This window comes from Burkholderia sp. LMU1-1-1.1 (assembly GCF_040675865.1).
In the GTDB taxonomy this organism is placed as follows: Bacteria; Pseudomonadota; Gammaproteobacteria; order Burkholderiales; family Burkholderiaceae_D; genus Rugamonas.
On sequence record NZ_JBEGHG010000045.1, the window covers coordinates 228,226 to 245,458 of the forward strand.

Sequence of the window (17,233 nt, forward strand, 5' to 3'; positions counted from 1 at the left end):
TTCGATGAACTTTACCCAGCCCCGAAACCAGGACTATGACATCACACAGACTTGAGGAAGGCGTCGAATTGCTCGGCCGGCATCGGCTTGGCGAACAGGTAGCCCTGTCCGTAGTCGCAGCCGGCGGCGGCCAGCAGTTCGCGCTGCTCGGGTGTCTCCACGCCCTCGGCGATCACCTTCAGGCCCAGCTTGTGCGCCATGACGATGATCGCGCCCGACAAGGCCATGTCGCTCGAGTCGGCCGCAAGGTTACGCGTGAACGAGCGGTCGATCTTCAGATAGTCGATATCGAATTTCTTCAGGTACGACAGCGACGAGTAGCCGGTGCCGAAGTCGTCCAGCGCGACCTGGATGCCGGCGTCGCGCAGTTGCAGCAGCTTGTTGCTGACGGCCGTGTTGGCGTCGAGCAGCAGGCCCTCGGTGATTTCCACCACCACCGCTTGCCCGGGCAGCTCCAGCGCCCGCAGATGGTCGAGCCAGGTCTCGTAGCAGCCGTCCTCGCGCTGGAACTCCAGCGGCGACTGGTTGATGCTGACCTGGAAATCCGGATGGTGCTCGCGCCGCCAGCGCCGCACCCATTGCGCCGATTCGCGGAACACCCATTCGCCGATGCCGGAGATCAAACCGCTGGCCTCGGCCAGCGGGATGAACTCCAGCGGGCTGACGACGCCGCGCTGCGGGTGGTTCCAGCGGATCAACGCCTCGGCCTTGTGGATGCGCCCGCTCTCCAGGTGCACGATCGGCTGGAAGTACAGCGCGAACTGCCGGCCCGCGAGCGCGCCGCGCAGGTCGTTGGTCAGGCGCATGCGGTTGAGCGCGGCCACCTGCAAGGTCGGCGTGAAGAAGCTGTAGCGGTTGCGGCCGGCGCCCTTGGCCGCGTACATCGCCTGGTCGGCGTGCTTGAGCAGGTCGTCGATGGCGAGCGCGTCGTCCGGGTAGAGGGTGATGCCGATGCTGGCCGACACGAACGCCTGCTCCTGCCCCAGCGCGAACGGCGCGCGCAGGCTGTCGATGATCTGCTGGGCGATGCGCTCGACCCGGTCGGTCTGGCCCAGGGTCGACAGGATCACGGTGAACTCGTCGCCGCCGAGCCGCGCCACGGTGTCGGACTTGCGCACGCAGGCGCTGATGCGGCGCGCCGCGTCCACCAGCAGGATGTCGCCCTGGTGGTGGCCGAGCGTGTCGTTGACCTCTTTGAAGTGGTCGAGGTCGATGAACAGCACGGCCAGGCTGGAGCGCTCGCGCTGGCAGACCACGATGTCGTGCGCCAGCCGGTCGTGGAACATGCGGCGGTTGGGCAGCTGCGTCAGGGCGTCGAAGTTGGCCTGCTGCCAGATCAGGGTCTCGCTCTGCTTCTTGGCCGTGACGTCCTCGATCATGCACAGGTGGTGCGGCTGGCTGGCGGCCTCGGTGTCGAGCACGGTGATCGACATGTCGACCCAAGCCGTGTCGCCGTTCGGCCGGACCATGCGGCTGGTGGCCTTGAAGCCGGTCGACTGCTGCGTCGTGAGCAGGGCCATCTGCGCCTTGATCTGGGCGGCGTCGTCCGGATGGACGATGTCGAGCCACTTGCCGGCGCGCAGCTCCTGCTGCGAGCGGCCGACGATGTCGAGGTAGCGCAGGTTCAGGTCGCGGTATTCGTAGCTGACCGAGTCGATCAGCGCGATGCCCAGCGGCGAGGCCTCGAACATCGTGCGGAAGCGCTGCTCGCCCTTGCGGATGGCGTCGAGCGCGCGCTTGCGTTCGCGCGCCAGCAGGCTGAAGTGGACGGCCGCCGCCAGCACCAGCGCCAGCGCGACCGCGCCCAGCACCCGGTACAGCCACACCAGGCTGCCGCGCTTGGCGTCGCCGTCGTACAGGAAGCCGTCGAAGCTGACCGCCTTGGGCAGCATGCCCAGCCCGGCGTAGACGTCGGCGATGTGGCGCCAGCGCTCCGGATTCATGTAGCCGATCTCGACGAGCACAGGCTGCACCAGCCCCACCATCTGGCGCGCCTCGTACAGCAGGTGCTGGCGGTCGTTGCGGCGCGAGTACTTGTTCAGGATCAGGTCGACGGTCTCCTCCTGGTGGCTCATCGCCCATTGCCAGCCGCGCATGCTGGCGGCGCGGAAGGCGCGCACCCGTTCCGGATGGCTGGCGATCTCGCGCTCGCTGGTGAACAGGTTGTCGCCGTAGAAGTCGATGCCGACCGCGCGCGGGCTGTAGATATCATACGGAAAGCCGACCCGGTCGAACATGTCGGGCTCGTTGGTCGTGTAGACGGCCATGGCGTCGACCCGGCCCTCGATCAGGTCACGCGGATCGAAGCTGGGCGCGACGCGCTGGATGCTGGCGACCGGCACGCCCTCCTTGGCCAGGTACGCCAGCAATTCGTCGGCGTTACCGGCCTCGTCGGTGAGCGAGCCGATCATCGCCCGCTTGCCGATCAGGCGTCGGATGTCGGGCTCGCCGCCGGACTGGCGCATCGCCAGCCCGTACGGCGAATGCTGGAAGACCACGCCCAGCACCACCACCGGCTTGCCGGCCAGCCGCGCCAGCAACAGGCTGCTGCCGGCCACGCCGTACTCGGCCTTGCCGGACAACACGTCGCGCTCGGCCTGGTTGCCGTCCGCGCCCTCGAGGATGCGCACGTCGAGTCCGGCGTCGCGGTAATAGCCCTGCTCGAGCGCGGCGTAGTAGCCGGCGAACTGGAATTGGTGCAGATGCTTGAGCCGCAGCGTGACTTTTTCCTGCGCGAAGCTCGGCGCGGCGGCCAGCAACAGCACAAGGAGGGAGAGGATGGCGCAGAGGATGGCGCGTGGGCGGGATGGCACTAGTGGTCCTGGAGCGAAAGAGCTAGGCAAATTGTAGCCGCTCCACGCCGTTTGCCGGTGCTTTATGACATGTCATGGACACAAAAAGCAACGGACGGCCGGGCTGCCGCCCGCCGTCCGCCTCCGCGTCCGCGCCGCCCAATGCGGCGCCGCGCGGTGTAGCTTGCATCGTCGCCTAGTTCGGCACGTTGACCGGCACCGGCGAATACGGCGCGTTCTTGCCGTTGCCCAGCTGGCCCTCCACGTTGCGGCCCCAGCCCCACAAGGTATCGTCCGATTGCAGGCCGAAGCTGTGCGCCATGCCGGAGGTGACGGATTTCCAGTTGGCGCCGGTGCCCAGCTGCAGCGGCACCAGCGAGTCCGTGCCGCCGGTGCCCAGCTGGCCTTCGGCGTTGGCACCCCAGCTCCACAAGGTGCCGTCGTTGCGCAGGCCGACGGTGTGCTGCGTGCCCGCCGACATCTGCGACCAGTTGCCGTCGGTGCCGATCTGCACCGGCGCCGTGACGTCGGTGACGGTGCCGTTGCCCAGCTGGCCGTAGGTGTTCTGGCCCCACGCGTACAAGGTGCCGGAGGTGGTGATCGCCGTCGAGTGGAAGGCGCCGGCCGCCACCGAGGTGTATTTGAGGGTGCCGATCTTGGCCGGCGCCGTCACGTCGGTGCGGCTGGCGTTGCCGACCTGGCCGTTCACGTTGCCGCCCCAGCCGTACAAGTCGTTGGTGTCGCGCTGGATCGCCAGCGAATGCGTGTCGCCGGCGGCGATCGAGGCCCACAACAGCGTGCCGATCTTGGCCGGCGCGGTGCGGTTGCCGGTCAAGGTGACGTCGCCGAGCTGGCCCTTGTCGTTGCGGCCCCACGCGTACAGGTTGCCGTTGACCTTCAGCGCCAGCACGTGCGCCTTGCCGGCCGCCACCACGGCCCAGTCCTTGGCGGTGCCGATCTGGGTTGGCACGGCGCGGTTGGTCTGGGTGCCGTCGCCCAGCTGGCCGTCCTGGTTGTAGCCCCATGCCCACATGGTGCCGTCGTTGCGGATCGCCACGGCGAACTGGTCGCCGACGGCCACCTGTTTCCAGGTCGGGCTGGTGCCGGCCACCAGCACCGGCGCGTTGCGGTCGATAGTGGTACTGTCGCCCAGCTGCGACTTGATGTTCGAGCCCCAGCTGTACAGATTGCCGTCGGCTTTGCGCGCGATGGTCTGGTAGCCGCCGGCGGTCACGCCCATCCATGGCGCCGTGACCGTGATGGACAAGGTGCCGACCACGCTGTCGACCGTGGCCGTGACGTTCTCGGTGCCCACCGCCTTGGCCGTGAGCGCGCCGTTGGTCGCCACCGCCAGCGCCTTGCCGTTGGTTGGCGCCCAGATCAGGCCGCTGGCGGCCGTCAGCGCCTTGGTGGTGCCGTCCGAATAACTGCCGGTGGCGACCAGGATCTTCGGCGCCGTGCCGACCGCGATGGTGGTGGCGTTGCCGGGCACGGTGATGGCGATGCTGCGCAAAGTCGGCGTGCTGGTGGCCGGCGGCGTCGCCGCCGAATCGCCACCGCCGCCACCGCCGCAGGCGGCCAGGACGGCCAACAGGGCGACCAGCGGCACGTGCAGCAGGGACGAGAATTTAAAGTTTTTCATGATGTTCCAGTTTCACAGTGAAAGTCTGCGTTGCCGGCCGTCGGAGATGACAGCCATCCTCGACCAGTGTAGTCGGAAGGCCCCCGCCCGCATCGCTGGAGCAGGACCGAATTAGCCGTGCAATTTGACCGATGCGACTCCTTGAAAGCATTTCAGCCGGCACGCGCGCCAGGACTCGCTGCCCCGCCACGACATTCATGGCTAACCGGCTTGGGATCGCGGGCGCGGTCCATGGAAACAGGTCAGGACAACAACAGCTGTCGCCGTTTCATGAAGCTATGATATCGGCGCACTTGTACATCCGTGCTGCCATTGCCGAGGAAAAGAGCACCGCGATCAAGCACTCTGCGGGCTGCTTCCAGATCGCCACTATCGATGTAAAGAAGCGCAGCATATAAAAACCGATCGCTGGATCCGGGCGCGCCTCCAAATTTAATATGGACTGGATATACGTCTAGATTCTCCAAAAAGATTGCCAACTGGCTCGCGCTGGCAATGCTGGATATGAACCGCTGGCCGACCGTATCTAAATCCTCGAAAAATCGCCTACTTCCAGCATCACTGACATAACTATAATCATTTCGATAATTTTCCGCATTTTGCGGATCGTCGTTCCAACGCAACCAGAGCAACTCGACAGCCGCAACCACTTCATGCGAATCCGCGCTTTTAACATGGTCATCAAAAATCAATCCCTTACATTGCAATTGCTGACCGACGCCACGCGAAGCAATAAGCAAGCCGCAACGGAACGTCACCCGATCCCAAATGGAAATCACAATCGTCACCGACACGTCAGCGGTGCTGTTATTCAAAAAGGTGCAGTGATTCTCGTCGTCATCAAGCGGACACAAAAAATACCCTCTCGAAGCCAACCCCGACATTAGAGTATCGTTATGACCAATCTTTTTTCTAAATGACATAGTTAGCATTCTAATTAGAATTACGCCGGACCGAATCAAAGCGCATGAAGATTATCCACCTCAATGCCAATCCCGCCCGCGTCGCGCTCAATCACCGTACATTCGAGGGATAGGTCGGAGCGCCCTTCCTCCACGGTCCAAAGATTAACATTTACGGACCAGGAAGGTGACACCGCATTTATTATTTCAACGATATCAAATTCATACAAACCCAAATCCGGCGCTGCGATCAGTTTCTTTCCGTACGTTGTTACAGCCGCTCGTAATAATTTCCCGGATAGCCGTCTTCCCTGCGTAGCCTCTTCAATCGACTTGTAATCTGCAGCGACCAACCATGAAACTATCTGCGTGACAGCGCCCATATGTTTTTCGTCGAATTTATTCATGAGCGGTTTCTTGAAATTTGGTAAGCATTTCTGAGGAAAAAAAAAGCAGACCGGCCTTTCAGCGGATCTGCTGTTTTCACACGCCAGCTCGGGACGCCGACGCTATTTGCGTCCGCGCGGCGCGGCGGCCGGCGCGCGCGCCGGTTTGCCGCCCTTGGCCGGGGCCGACGCGGCCGGCTTCTTGACCTTGATGGTGTCCAGGATGGACGCGCGCACCTTGGTTTCGAGCGACTGGCGCGCCGTCAGCGAACCGGTCAGCGCGTTGGCGCGCTGGCCCTGGCCGCGTTGCTGCGGCTGGGCAGAGGCGACGATGCCGGACTTGGCGCCCTTGCCGCCCTTAACGGCGGCGCCCGGCAGCGGCAGCGCCGAGGCCGGGCCACGGCGGCCGTCGGTGCTCGGGTTGCTGGTCGCTTCGCCCGCCGACCAGCTCGGGATCAGGTGCTTGTCGCCGTTGCCGATCAAGTCGCCACGGCCCATGGCCACCAGCGCCTCGCGCAGGATCGGCCAGTTCTCCGGGTCCTGGTAGCGCAGGAAAGCCTTGTGCGTGCGGCGGATCTTGCCGCTGCGGGCCGTCTCGACGGTTTCCGAATCGGCCGTCACCTTGCGCAGCGGATTCTTGCGCGTGTGGTACATGGTGGTGGCCATCGCCATCGGCGTCGGCATGAAGGTCTGCACCTGGTCGAGCTTGAAGTTGTTCTTCTTCAGCCACAGCGCCAGGTTCAGCATGTCCAGATCGGTCGTGCCCGGGTGGGCGGCGATAAAGTACGGAATCAGGTATTGCTTTTTGCCAGCCTCCAGCGAGAAGCGGTCGAACATTTCCTTGAACTCGTCGTAGGCGCCGATGCCCGGCTTCATCATCTTCGACAGCGTGTTCTCTTCGGTGTGCTCGGGCGCGATCTTGAGCAGGCCGCCGACGTGGTGGGTCACCAGTTCCTTGACGTACTCGGGCGAACGCACGGCGATGTCGTAGCGCAGGCCCGACGAGATCAGGATTTTTTTCACGCCGGGAATGGCGCGGGCCTTGCGGTACAGCGAGATCAGCTTGCTGTGGTCGGTGCCGAGGTTGACGCAGATCGACGGGTACACGCACGACAGGCGGCGGCACGATTCCTCGATCTTCGGGTCCTTGCAGGCCAGGCGGTACATATTGGCGGTCGGCCCGCCCAGGTCGGAAATGGTGCCGGTGAAGCCCTTGGTCTTGTCGCGGATGTGTTCGATCTCGCGCAGGATCGACGGCTCCGAGCGGCTCTGGATGATGCGGCCCTCGTGCTCGGTGATCGAGCAGAAGGTGCAGCCGCCGAAGCAGCCGCGCATGATGTTGACCGAGAAACGGATCATTTCCCATGCCGGGATGCGGGCCTTGCCGTACGACGGATGCGGCGCGCGCGCGTAGTTCATGTCGTAGACGCCGTCCATCTCGTCCATGCGCAGCGGCAGCGGCGGCGGATTGATCCACACGTCGCGCTCGCCGTGTGCCTGCACCATGGCGCGGGCATTGCCGGGATTCGATTCCAGGTGGAACACGCGCGAGGCGTGCGCGTACATCACCGGATCGACGCTGACGGTCTCGTACGACGGCAGCCGCACCACGGTCTTGTGGTGCTTTTCCTTTTCCATCGCCTGGCGTTCTTCGCGGCTCATGATGCGGATGGTTTTGACGACTTCAACGGGGGCGACCGGCTGAGGCTTGGGCTCGACCATGGCCTCGTTGACCTCGGCGTCGGCACCGGCAGCCTTGGCGCCGCCGTTCTCGGTGGCGCACGACGACGTGTTCTGCTGCACCATCATGTAGGGATCGACATGCGGATCGACCTTGCCCGGCGTATCCATGCGGGTGCTGTTGTTGACGCCCCATTCCTCGCTCGGCAGCCAGCCGGCCGGCACCATGAAGGCCGTGCCGCGCAGGTCGCGAATGGTCTTGATGTCCTCGCCCGCCGCCATGCGGTGGGTCAGGTCGACCAGCGCGCGCTCGGCGTTGCCGAAGATCAGCAGATCGGCCTTGGAATCGGTCAGCACCGAGCGGCGCACCTTGTCGGACCAGTAATCGTAGTGGGCGATGCGGCGCAGCGACGCCTCGATCGAGCCGATCACGACCGGCGTACCGGGGAAGGCTTCACGCACGCGCTGGGCGTAGACGGTCACGGCGCGGTCGGGCCGCTTGTTCGGCTCGCCGTTGGCGGTGTAGGCGTCGTCGGAGCGGATCTTGCGGTCGGCCGTGTAGCGGTTGACCATCGAATCCATATTGCCGGCGGTGATGCCGTAGTACAGGCGCGGCTTGCCCAGCGCGCGGAAGGCCTCGGCCGACGTCCAGTCCGGCTGGCTGATGATGCCGACGCGGAAGCCTTGCGCCTCCAGCAGACGGCCGACCAGCGCCATGCCGAAGCTCGGATGGTCGATGTAGGCGTCGCCGGTGACCAGGATAACGTCGCACTCGTCCCAGCCGAGCGCGTCCATCTCGGCGCGGGACATCGGCAGGAAAGGCGCGGCGGCAGCGCGGGCAGACCGCTTGGGGACGGTCGCAAATAAATTGGTAGGGGAGATCATATCGGACAGCATTGTACCGGAAATGCCATCCCTCCGCTCACGTGGCGCGGAAAATTCTTTTAGTATTCAATCACTTGTGAGAAAAGTGCCACCCCGCACTGCGGCGTGCGGGGGTCGTACCCCGTACGGGGTATGACCCCTTCGTCCTAGGGTTGGCGCGCCGCTCAATCGCAGGCTCAATCAAACGCCGATATTGGACAGCATGCGGCCCAGTTCGCGCAGCGCCGGCTCCAGTTTCGGATGTTCTGCGGCGAATTTGGCCGAGATTTCCTGCGAGCGCTCGGCCAGGCCGAAGGTGGTGGTGCCGCCGTCGGGCTGCTCCTCCTTGCCGCGCTCGAGCAGCGCCTGGATGTCGCCGTCCAGCTGCACCAGCAATTCCTGCAATTCCGCGTCGACCGGGCCGGCATTGGCCAGGTTGGCCTGCAGGGTTTTGAGCGATGTTTTCAGATTACTGTCCATGATGCTTATCCCTCGTTGTTCAATCGGCAAATTTGGTGGTCACATACAACTCTTCGACCTTGGTCCTTGCCCACGGTGTCTTGCGCAAAAACTTCAGGCTGGATTTAACGCTTGGATCGCTGATGAAACAATTGATATCGATCCGCTGGGCCAGCTGTTCCCAGCCGTAATGCTTGTGCAAACGGGTGACGATGGCTTCCAGCGTTACACCGTGCAGGTCGTTGCTCATGTTTTGCTACTCATGTTTATATCTTACTCAAAAAATGAAAGGGCCGAAGCCGATTCTACACAAATCGGGTTCGGCCTCGGGTTCCGGGTGGACGCGGGGGCTATCGGCGGCGCTTGGCGGATTACGCTTCGCTAATCCGCCCTACGTGTTTACGTGGTTTAGCTTGCTTCGCTGGCCCGGGTTTATTTTTCCGTCAGGCCACGGCGCTCCAGCAGCGGTTCGATCTTGGCGTCGCGGCCGCGGAATTCGCGGAACATCTGCATCGCATCCATCGTGCCGCCCTTCGACAGCAGCATTTTGCGGAAGTAATCGCCGTTCTTGCGCAGCATGCCGCCGTTTTCGTTGAACCATTCGACGGTGTCGGCGTCCAGGCGCTCCGACCACAGGTAGCCGTAGTAGCCGGCCGAATAGCCGCCCGAGAACACGTGCGAGAAGTACGTGGTGCGGTAGCGTGGTGGCACCGGCGCGTAGTCGACGCCGGCCGCTTTCAGCGACGCCGCCTCGAAGCCCAGCACGTCGGTCGGGATCTGCGTCGCGCCCAGCTGGTGCCACTTCTGGTCCAGGATCGACGCGGCCAGGTACTCGGTGGTGCGGAAGCCTTCATTGAACTTCTTCGAGGCGATCACCTTGTCGAGCAACTCCTGCGGCATGGCGGCGCCGGTCTGGTAGTGCTTGGCGTAGTTGGCCAGCACTTCCGGCTGGGTCGACCACATCTCGTTGACTTGCGACGGGAATTCGACGAAGTCGCGCGGCACGCGGGTGCCGGCGAAGCGCGGGTATTTGACGTTCGAGAACATGCCGTGCAGCGCGTGGCCGAACTCGTGGAACAAGGTGCGCAGTTCGTCGTAGGTCAGCAGGGTCGGCTCGCCATCGTTCGGCTTCGGAATGTTGAGGTGGTTGGCCACCACCGGCTGCGTGCCCATCAGCGACGATTGCGACACGTAGGCGTTCATCCAGGCGCCGCCGCGCTTGTTGCTGCGAGCGTAAAAGTCGGCGATGAAGATGGCCAGTTGCTTGCCGTCGGCGTCGATGACGTCGAACACGCGCACGTCCGGGTTGTACACCGGCAGGTCCTTGCGCTCCTTGAACGACAGGCCGTAGACCTTGTTGGCGGCGAAGAACACGCCGTTGGTCAGCACGCTGTTCAGTTCGAAGTAAGGCTTGAGCTGGTTCTGGTCGAAATTGAAGCGCTCGGCGCGCACCTTGTCGCTGTAGAACGACCAGTCGTGGGCGGCCAGCTGGAAGCCCCCCTTCTCCTTGTCGATCACCTGCTGGATCTCGGCGCCCTCTTTTTTCGCATTGGCGACGGCCGGGCGGGCGAATTCGGACAGCATCTTGTTGACCGCTTCCGGATCGTGCGCGGTCTGGTCTTCCAGCGCATAGGCGGCGAAGCTTGGATAGCCCAACAGGGCGGCCTTGTCGGCGCGAAGCTTGGCCAGTTGCAGCACCACGTTGGTGTTGTCGAACTTGCCGCCATGGCTGCCGCGCGTCAGCGACGCGGCCATCAGGCGCTCGCGCGTGGCGCGGTTGGTCAGCACGGCCAGATTGGCCTGGCCCGAGGTGTTGACGACCGGGATGGCGAACTTGCCTTCCAGGCCGCGCGTCTTGGCGACGGCGGCGGCGGCGTCGATCGCCTTGTCGCTCATGCCGGCCAGTTCCTCGCGGGTGTCGACGATCAGCGCCGAGGCGTTGGCCTCTTCCAGCACGTTCTGCGCGAAGGTGGTTTGCAACTTGGCCAGCTCGGCGTTCATCGCCTTGAGCTTGTCCTTGTCGGCGGCCGACAGCTTGGCGCCGGCGCGCACGAAGTCGGTGTTGTAGCGTTCCAGCAGGTATTTCGATTCGGCGTCCAGGTTCAGCTTATCGCGCTTGTCGTACAGCGACTTGATGCGCGCGTACAGCTTGCCGTTGAGGCGGATCGCGTCGCTGTGGGCCGCCAGTTTCGGCGACAGCTCGCGCTCGAGCGCCTTGAAGGTGTCGTTGGTGTTGGCGCCCGACAGGTTGCCGAACACGCTGGAGACGCGCGACAGCAACTGGCCCGATTTCTCCATCGCGACGATGGTGTTGTCGAAGGTGGCCGGTTTCTTGTTGTTGGCGATCGCTTCGATCTCGGCCGCCTGCTGGCGCATGCCCTCGGCGAACGCCGGCGCGTAGTCTTCGTTCTTGATCTTGTCGAACTGCGGGTAGCCGTATTGCAGCGGGCTCACCTTGGAGAACGGGTTGCTCGCCGCCAGCAGCGAGGCGGGTTGCGCGGCGTGGGCGACGCCGCAGGTCGCGGTGACGGCGGCGGCGATGATCAGGTTGGTGCGATTCATGGAAATCCTTTTGCTTGAGTATTTATTTTTACCCCGCACGGCGCTCAATCGCGGGGTCGTACCCCGTACGGGGTACGACCCCTCGTATGGGGTGCGGTTTTGACGTTACTTGCCGGTCAAGCCACGGCGCTCCAGCAATGGCTCGATGACCGGATCGCGGCCACGGAAATTGTGGAACAGATTCATCGCATCGTCCGTGCCGCCGCGCGACAGCAGCTTGGCGCGGAACCAGTCGCCGTTCTCACGCTTCAGGCCGCCCTTCTCCTTGAACCATTCGACGGTGTCGGCGTCCAGCTTCTCCGACCACAGGTAGGCGTAGTAGCCGGCCGAGTAGCCGCCCGAGAAGCTATGCGAGAAATACGTGGTGCGATAGCGTGGCGGCACCGGCGCGAAATCGACGCCCATGTCCTTCAGCGATTGCGCCTCGAAACCCAGCACGTCGGTCGGGATTTGCGCCGGGGTCAGCTGATGCCAGCGTTGGTCCAGCAGCGACGCGGCCAGGTACTCGGTGGTCAGGAAACCCTGGTTGAACTTCTTCGACGCGATCACCTTGTCGAGCAGCTCCTTCGGCATCGGCGCGCCGGTCTTGTAGTGCTTGGCGTAGTTGGACAGCACCTCCGGCCACACGGCCCACATCTCGTTGACCTGCGACGGGTACTCGACGAAGTCGCGCGGCACGCTGGTGCCGGAGAAGCGCGGATATTTCACATTGGAGAACATGCCGTGCAGCGCGTGACCGAACTCGTGGAACGCGGTCTTGACCTCGTCGTAGGTCAGCAGGGTCGGCTCGCCGGCCGGCGGTTTCGGAATGTTGAGGTGGTTGGCCACCACCGACCTGGTGCCCAGCAGGGTCGATTGCGAGATGTATTCGTTCATCCACGCGCCACCCTGCTTGTTGCTGCGGGCGTACATGTCGGCCAGGAAGATGGCCAGTTGCTTGCCGTCAGCGTCGAACACGTCGAACACGCGCACGTCCGGGTTGTACACCGGCAGATCCTTGCGCTCCTTGAAGGTGATGCCGTACAGCTTGGTGGCGGCGAAGAACACGCCGTTGATCAGCACGTTGTCCAGTTCGAAGTACGGCTTGAGCTGGTTCTCGTCGAAGGCGAAGCGCTGCGCGCGCACCTTGTCGGTGTAGTAGGCCCAGTCGGCCGCGCCGATCTTGAAGCCGCTCTTCTCGGCGTCGACCACCGCTTGCAGGTCGGCCGCTTCCTTCCTGGCGTTGGTGACGGCCGGCGGGGCCAGCTCGCCCAGCAGCTTGTTGACGGCGGCCGTGTCGTGCGCGGTCTGGTCTTCCAGCGAGTAGGCGGCATAGTTGGCGTAGCCCAGCAGCGTGGCCTTCTCGGCGCGCGCCTTGGCGATCTTCAGCACCACCTGGCGGTTGTCGAACTCGCCACCATTGGCGCCGCGCGACAGCGACACGGCCATCAGCTTGTCGCGCACGGCGCGGCTTTTCAACACGGCCAGCGGCGGCTGGCCGCTGGTGTTGACCAGCGCGATCAGGAACTTGCCATCCTTGCCCTTTTCCTTGGCGGCGGCGGCGGCCGCGTCGATGGCGGCCTCGCTCATGCCAGCCAACTCCTCGCGGGTGTCGACCAGCAAGGCCGAAGCATTGGTTTCCTTCAGCACGTTCTGCGTGAAGGTGGTCTGCAAGGTGGCGATGACGCCGTTGAGCGCCTTCAGTTTTTCCTTGTCGGCGGCCGACAGGTTGGCGCCGGCGCGGACGAAATCGGTGTGGTAGCGTTCCAGCAGGTGCTTCGATTCGGCGTCCAGCTTGAGGCTGTCGCGTTTGTCGTACAGCGCCTTGACGCGCGCGTACAGCTTGGCGTTCAGGTAGATGGCGTCGCCATGGGCGGCCAGCTTGGGCGACATTTCGCTGTCGATGGCGTCGAGCTTGTCGTTGGTGTTGGCGCCCTGCAGGTTGGCGAAGGTGGTTTGCACGCGCGTCAGCAGCGCGCCGGATTTCTCCATCGCGACGATGGTGTTGTCGAACGTCGCCGGCTTCTTGTTGTTGGCGATGGCGTCGATTTCCTTCAACTGCTGGCGCATGCCTTCCGCGTAGGCCGGCAGGAAATGCTCATCCTTGATCTTGTCGAAGGCTGGATAGTGAAACGGCAAGGTGCTGGCGGTGGCCAGCGGGTTGCCGGCCAGGGAGGCTGCCGGAGCGGCCGGTGCGGCCAGAACTGTCTGGGAAAAAGCCAGGCCAAGGGCGGCGGCGACAACAAGCATCTGAGGACGGGACATGATCTGGATCTTTCAGTAAGCGCCAAGAAAAATGCCGGCGCGGCAAAGCGCGGCACGGAAGCGCACGATCATATCAGGGTGACATACAGGCAGTCACCCGCAAAAAATGCTGCACTGCACTTGATTGGAAACCGGTGCATTTTTCCGAAGAATGCTTTGTCGAGATGCTCTTTATATCGTGGACGGACGCCATCTGGCAATATCGACCGTAGAAAACGCAAGCCTCCGTTTGCCTGTTCGCAGCAAACAAATTGTTTGAATTGTTATTGGTTATATTAGTATTACGACATTCATTCAGGAGCCCCCCATGCCGCGTACCCTGCTTGTCGCCGCCCTGCTCGCCGCCGGCTCTTCCATCGTCTCCGGCGCCGCCGACGCCGCCGTGTCCGTGGCGGCCTACAACAAGGTGGCGCCGCCGCCGGGCTTGTACCGTCTCGACCAGGACGGCACCATGCGCATGCCCGACGCCGATGCCAGCTTCCGGCAAAAGGAGGATGGCGCCACCGGCGACGTCGGCACCCGCACCACCCAGGGTGGCCAGAGCTACGATCGGCAATTCAAGGGCAAGGGCCCGAACACTTTCTGCGTCAGGTCCAGCGCCGGCAAGCCGGTGGCGTTACCGCCGGAAATGGCGGCGGCGGCCTGCAAGAACCTATCGGAAAGCGCCACCGACGACACCATCGTGCTTGAGTCGCAATGCTCGATCGGCAAAATCAAGCTCACCATCCGCAAGCTGGGCAAGGATACCTGGGAGTACCTGCACGAAGGCGACGTCAAGGTGCATAACGGCGCGCCGGACATGAACGCCATGCGGCCGATGCTGGAGATCGCGGCGAAGAACGGCGCCACGCCCGAGGAGCGGGCGCAAGCCAAAAAGATGCTGGCGGATTTGCCGCGGCAGCAGGTGGAGATGCAGGCGCACTTGACCGAGGCCAAGGCCGCGCTGCTCGAAGAACAAGCCAACGCCAATTCGCCGGAAGAAGCCGCCGCCATCGCGCAAGCGCTGCAGGCGATGGAACAAGGCGGCCCACGCATGCAGACCAGCAGCCGCACGCTGTGGACGCGTATCGGCAATAGCTGCGCGCAGTAAGCTTAAAACCTTAGGAGCGCATCGCCGCCTCGATGCGGCGGTCGGGCAGGAACCACAGTATCGCCACCAGCACGAGCAGCGTGAACGACGCCCACACCGCCAAGAAGGCCAGCGGCACGGCGAGGAAATACAGCACCATCGACGCCATGCCCTTGCGGTCCTTGCCGATGGCCTTGGCCAGTACGCGGTCCTTCGGATTGCAGGAGATCAGCATGTGCTCGAGGATGAAATAGGCCACCGACGACAGGAACAGCGTGGCGGCATACAGCGCGACGGGCAACGGCGCGAAATGGTTCTCGCCCATCCAGCCGGTGGCGAACGGGATCAGCGACAGCCAGAACATCAGGTGCAGATTGGCCCACAGCACGGTGCCGTTGACCACGGTCGAGGCGTGCAGCATGTGGTGGTGGTTGTTCCAGTAAATGCCGACGTAGACGAAACTGAGCACGTAGCTGAGGAACACCGGCACCAGCGGCTCCAGTGCCGCCAGATCGGCCCCATGCGGCACCTTCAGTTCCAGCACCATGATGGTGATGATGATCGCGATGACGCCATCGCTGAATGCTTCAAGCCTGCCTTTGCCCATGTGATTCCCCGGTGTTTTTTTGTGGGCTGATTTTACAGGATGGCAGACGGCCTGGCGGCGTCAAACCCTCCCTCATTTGGCTACCGAGGAATCTCGGCTTGGCTGCTTGCTCCGCCAGCAAGCTCAACCGCACGGCCCTCCAGTGGCTGTAGCGTTCGGAGTTGCATCAATCGTGCGCGCTATGACGCGCATATACGACGGAGTAAAGTAGTGATTACTGCGGAGGAGCCCATCATGAACAGCAATCACCAGCCCGAGCATGGCCAGAACTACATCGCCGAGCGAGTCGCCCATCTGGAGACGGCGATCGAGTACCAGGGCCAGGCCGTATCGGGACTGCGCGACGAAATGCGGGCCGGCTTCGTCCGTACCGACGCCGAGTTCGTTCGCGTGCACGAGCAATTAATGAAGATTCGCACCACGGACTTCCGAATTCTGTTGAGTATCTGCCTGACCACCGCCCTCGGCACGGCGGGATTGATCGTCAAGGTCTATGGTCTGCTCCCATCGCATTGAGCGGCGAAGCATACGCAACTCGACAATGTCTATTTATCCACATAAACTGGCCGCCACTATTCCTCGGTGGCCCCATGATGAAATCAAACATTTTCAGCAAAGAGATCCTTGCTCTGGCACTCGGCTTGGCGATGCTGGCGAGCACCAGCACCACTTCCGCCAGCGACGAGCAAAACAGGCGCCCTGTTGCCGACTTCAACAGCTGTGAGAAGCCGGAATGGCCCAAGGAAGCGCTGCGCAACGAACAAACCGGCACCGTAGTGCTGTCTTTCCTGATTAGCGAAGAAGGAAAAGTCATGGACTCGATGATCGTCAAGTCAAGCGGCGTCCCATTGCTGGACGAAGCGGCCCAACGCGGCATCGAGCGCTGCCGATTCAGCGCTGCAAAAGTCAACGGCATGGCAGTCGGTGCCTGGGCGCAAATCCAGTATGTATGGAGCATTGATACACGCGAGCGAACGCAAGAAGGACTGGCCCGGGCCGAAACTTATCGCGCCGCCGCGCTGAAAGGCGATGTGACGGCCTTATATAAACTGGGCATGCTGTACCGGGGAATGACTGGTTTGCCGATAGATCTTGAATTTGCAAACAAGATGTTTCGCCTCGCAGCGGAACGCGGACAGCCGGATGCCCAATACGAGTTCGCAAACAGCTTGAACTACGGCGCGGGCGCGGAAAAAAATCCTGAGCTGGCACTGGCCTACTATCAAAAAGCTGCGGAACAGGGCAATGTGAACGCCCAGAGCAAGATGGCGGGGTTCTATGAAACCGGTACGGGAGTCACGCGCGACGCCACTATCGCGGCGCAATGGTATCGCAAAGCCGCCGACCAAGGCGATCATGCGTCAGAGGATAAATTGGGGAGCTATTACGAAAACGGGACGGGCGTTGAACAGAGCGATGCCAATGCGGTGGCGTGGTACCGCAAGGCGGCGGAAGCAGAAAGACCAGCGGCTCAAACACATCTGGGCCTCATGTACCTGCGCGGTAAAGGGGTCGAGAGGGACTTGCCTCTTGCCATCCTTTGGCTTGGAAAGGCTGCGCAACAGCGCGATCCCGGAGCAGAGGCGGTGATGGGCGAGTTGTACCTTGCAGGCAAGGGCGTGGCGCAAAGCCCAACGGATGGCTGGAACTTCTTGCAGCGTGCCGCGGCAGGTGGAAATGTCCAGGCGATGGCAGTGATGGGATATATGCTCACTAGGGGGAAGCATATAACGCAGGATCCCGAACAAGGCAAAGTCTGGCTACGCAAGGCCTCGGCTCTGGGAAGTCCGATAGCAGGCCGATGGCTCGACAACAACGAGGCCGCGAACTACATCCTTGGCGAGTGATCGGCACCCACAGACCGACGATTTCCGGCTGGTATCAGAAATGACCGGCAGCGCGCGCTTTACGTCCACCGGGCGGTTCAAGCGCGCGGCCGCCAGGTCGGCTGCCGCGTTCGGAGCTGCGTCAATCGTGCGCTCTATGCCGCGCATACATCACGGCGTAAAGTAATGATTACTGCGGA

13 protein-coding genes are annotated in these 17,233 nt (G+C 63.0%); 3 read left to right on the plus strand and 10 right to left on the minus strand.

The window, feature by feature from the left end:
- Nucleotides 1–41: 41 nt before the first annotated feature.
- The 9 genes from MRBLMU1_RS24420 to MRBLMU1_RS24460 form a co-directional block, all read right to left on the minus strand.
- Entirely contained in the window at nucleotides 42–2,813 is a 2,772-nt protein-coding gene (locus tag MRBLMU1_RS24420) for an EAL domain-containing protein (RefSeq protein ID WP_363507071.1), read from the minus strand.
- A gap of 175 nt (nucleotides 2,814–2,988) precedes the next feature.
- Nucleotides 2,989–4,434, minus strand: coding sequence for a hypothetical protein (locus tag MRBLMU1_RS24425; RefSeq protein ID WP_363507074.1), 1,446 nt, complete (start codon nucleotides 4,432–4,434; stop codon nucleotides 2,989–2,991).
- Nucleotides 4,435–4,676: 242 nt separating this feature from the next.
- Nucleotides 4,677–5,357, minus strand: a complete 681-nt coding sequence (locus MRBLMU1_RS24430; protein WP_363507077.1) for a hypothetical protein — start codon at nucleotides 5,355–5,357, stop codon at nucleotides 4,677–4,679.
- A 35-nt stretch (nucleotides 5,358–5,392) separates the two neighbouring features.
- A complete protein-coding gene (locus MRBLMU1_RS24435; protein ID WP_363507080.1) occupies nucleotides 5,393–5,743 on the minus strand; it encodes a DUF7668 domain-containing protein in 351 nt (116 codons plus the stop codon).
- Nucleotides 5,744–5,845: 102 nt separating this feature from the next.
- The gene (locus MRBLMU1_RS24440) at nucleotides 5,846–8,212 is read right to left on the minus strand and encodes a YgiQ family radical SAM protein (protein ID WP_363507611.1); all 2,367 of its coding nucleotides are present in this window, start codon (nucleotides 8,210–8,212) and stop codon (nucleotides 5,846–5,848) included.
- A gap of 255 nt (nucleotides 8,213–8,467) precedes the next feature.
- Nucleotides 8,468–8,746 (minus strand): DUF4404 family protein, encoded by a 279-nt coding sequence (locus MRBLMU1_RS24445; RefSeq protein WP_315216156.1) that lies wholly within the window; start codon nucleotides 8,744–8,746, stop codon nucleotides 8,468–8,470.
- Nucleotides 8,747–8,765: 19 nt separating this feature from the next.
- Nucleotides 8,766–8,975, minus strand: a complete 210-nt coding sequence (locus MRBLMU1_RS24450) for a VF530 family protein (RefSeq protein WP_363507083.1) — start codon at nucleotides 8,973–8,975, stop codon at nucleotides 8,766–8,768.
- A gap of 182 nt (nucleotides 8,976–9,157) precedes the next feature.
- Nucleotides 9,158–11,287 carry a M3 family metallopeptidase gene (locus MRBLMU1_RS24455; RefSeq protein ID WP_363507086.1) on the minus strand — a complete coding sequence of 710 codons (2,130 nt, stop codon included), beginning with the start codon at nucleotides 11,285–11,287 and terminating at the stop codon, nucleotides 9,158–9,160.
- 105 nt (nucleotides 11,288–11,392) lie between these two features.
- Nucleotides 11,393–13,531 carry a M3 family metallopeptidase gene (locus MRBLMU1_RS24460; RefSeq protein ID WP_363507089.1) on the minus strand — a complete coding sequence of 713 codons (2,139 nt, stop codon included), beginning with the start codon at nucleotides 13,529–13,531 and terminating at the stop codon, nucleotides 11,393–11,395.
- Nucleotides 13,532–13,838: 307 nt separating this feature from the next.
- Between MRBLMU1_RS24460 and MRBLMU1_RS24465 the strand changes: the two genes are divergently transcribed.
- Nucleotides 13,839–14,621 carry a hypothetical protein gene (locus MRBLMU1_RS24465; RefSeq protein ID WP_363507092.1) on the plus strand — a complete coding sequence of 261 codons (783 nt, stop codon included), beginning with the start codon at nucleotides 13,839–13,841 and terminating at the stop codon, nucleotides 14,619–14,621.
- Nucleotides 14,622–14,631: 10 nt separating this feature from the next.
- Here MRBLMU1_RS24465 and MRBLMU1_RS24470 read toward each other — a convergent pair whose 3' ends face one another.
- Nucleotides 14,632–15,207 carry a TMEM175 family protein gene (locus MRBLMU1_RS24470; protein ID WP_363507095.1) on the minus strand — a complete coding sequence of 192 codons (576 nt, stop codon included), beginning with the start codon at nucleotides 15,205–15,207 and terminating at the stop codon, nucleotides 14,632–14,634.
- Between the two features lie 234 nt (nucleotides 15,208–15,441).
- Here MRBLMU1_RS24470 and MRBLMU1_RS24475 point away from each other — a divergent pair, with 234 nt between their 5' ends.
- Together MRBLMU1_RS24475 and MRBLMU1_RS24480 are read left to right on the plus strand one after the other, a co-directional pair.
- Entirely contained in the window at nucleotides 15,442–15,723 is a 282-nt protein-coding gene (locus MRBLMU1_RS24475) for a hypothetical protein (RefSeq protein WP_363507098.1), read from the plus strand.
- A gap of 74 nt (nucleotides 15,724–15,797) precedes the next feature.
- Nucleotides 15,798–17,054, plus strand: coding sequence for a TonB family protein (locus MRBLMU1_RS24480; RefSeq protein WP_363507101.1), 1,257 nt, complete (start codon nucleotides 15,798–15,800; stop codon nucleotides 17,052–17,054).
- Nucleotides 17,055–17,233: the final 179 nt, after the last annotated feature.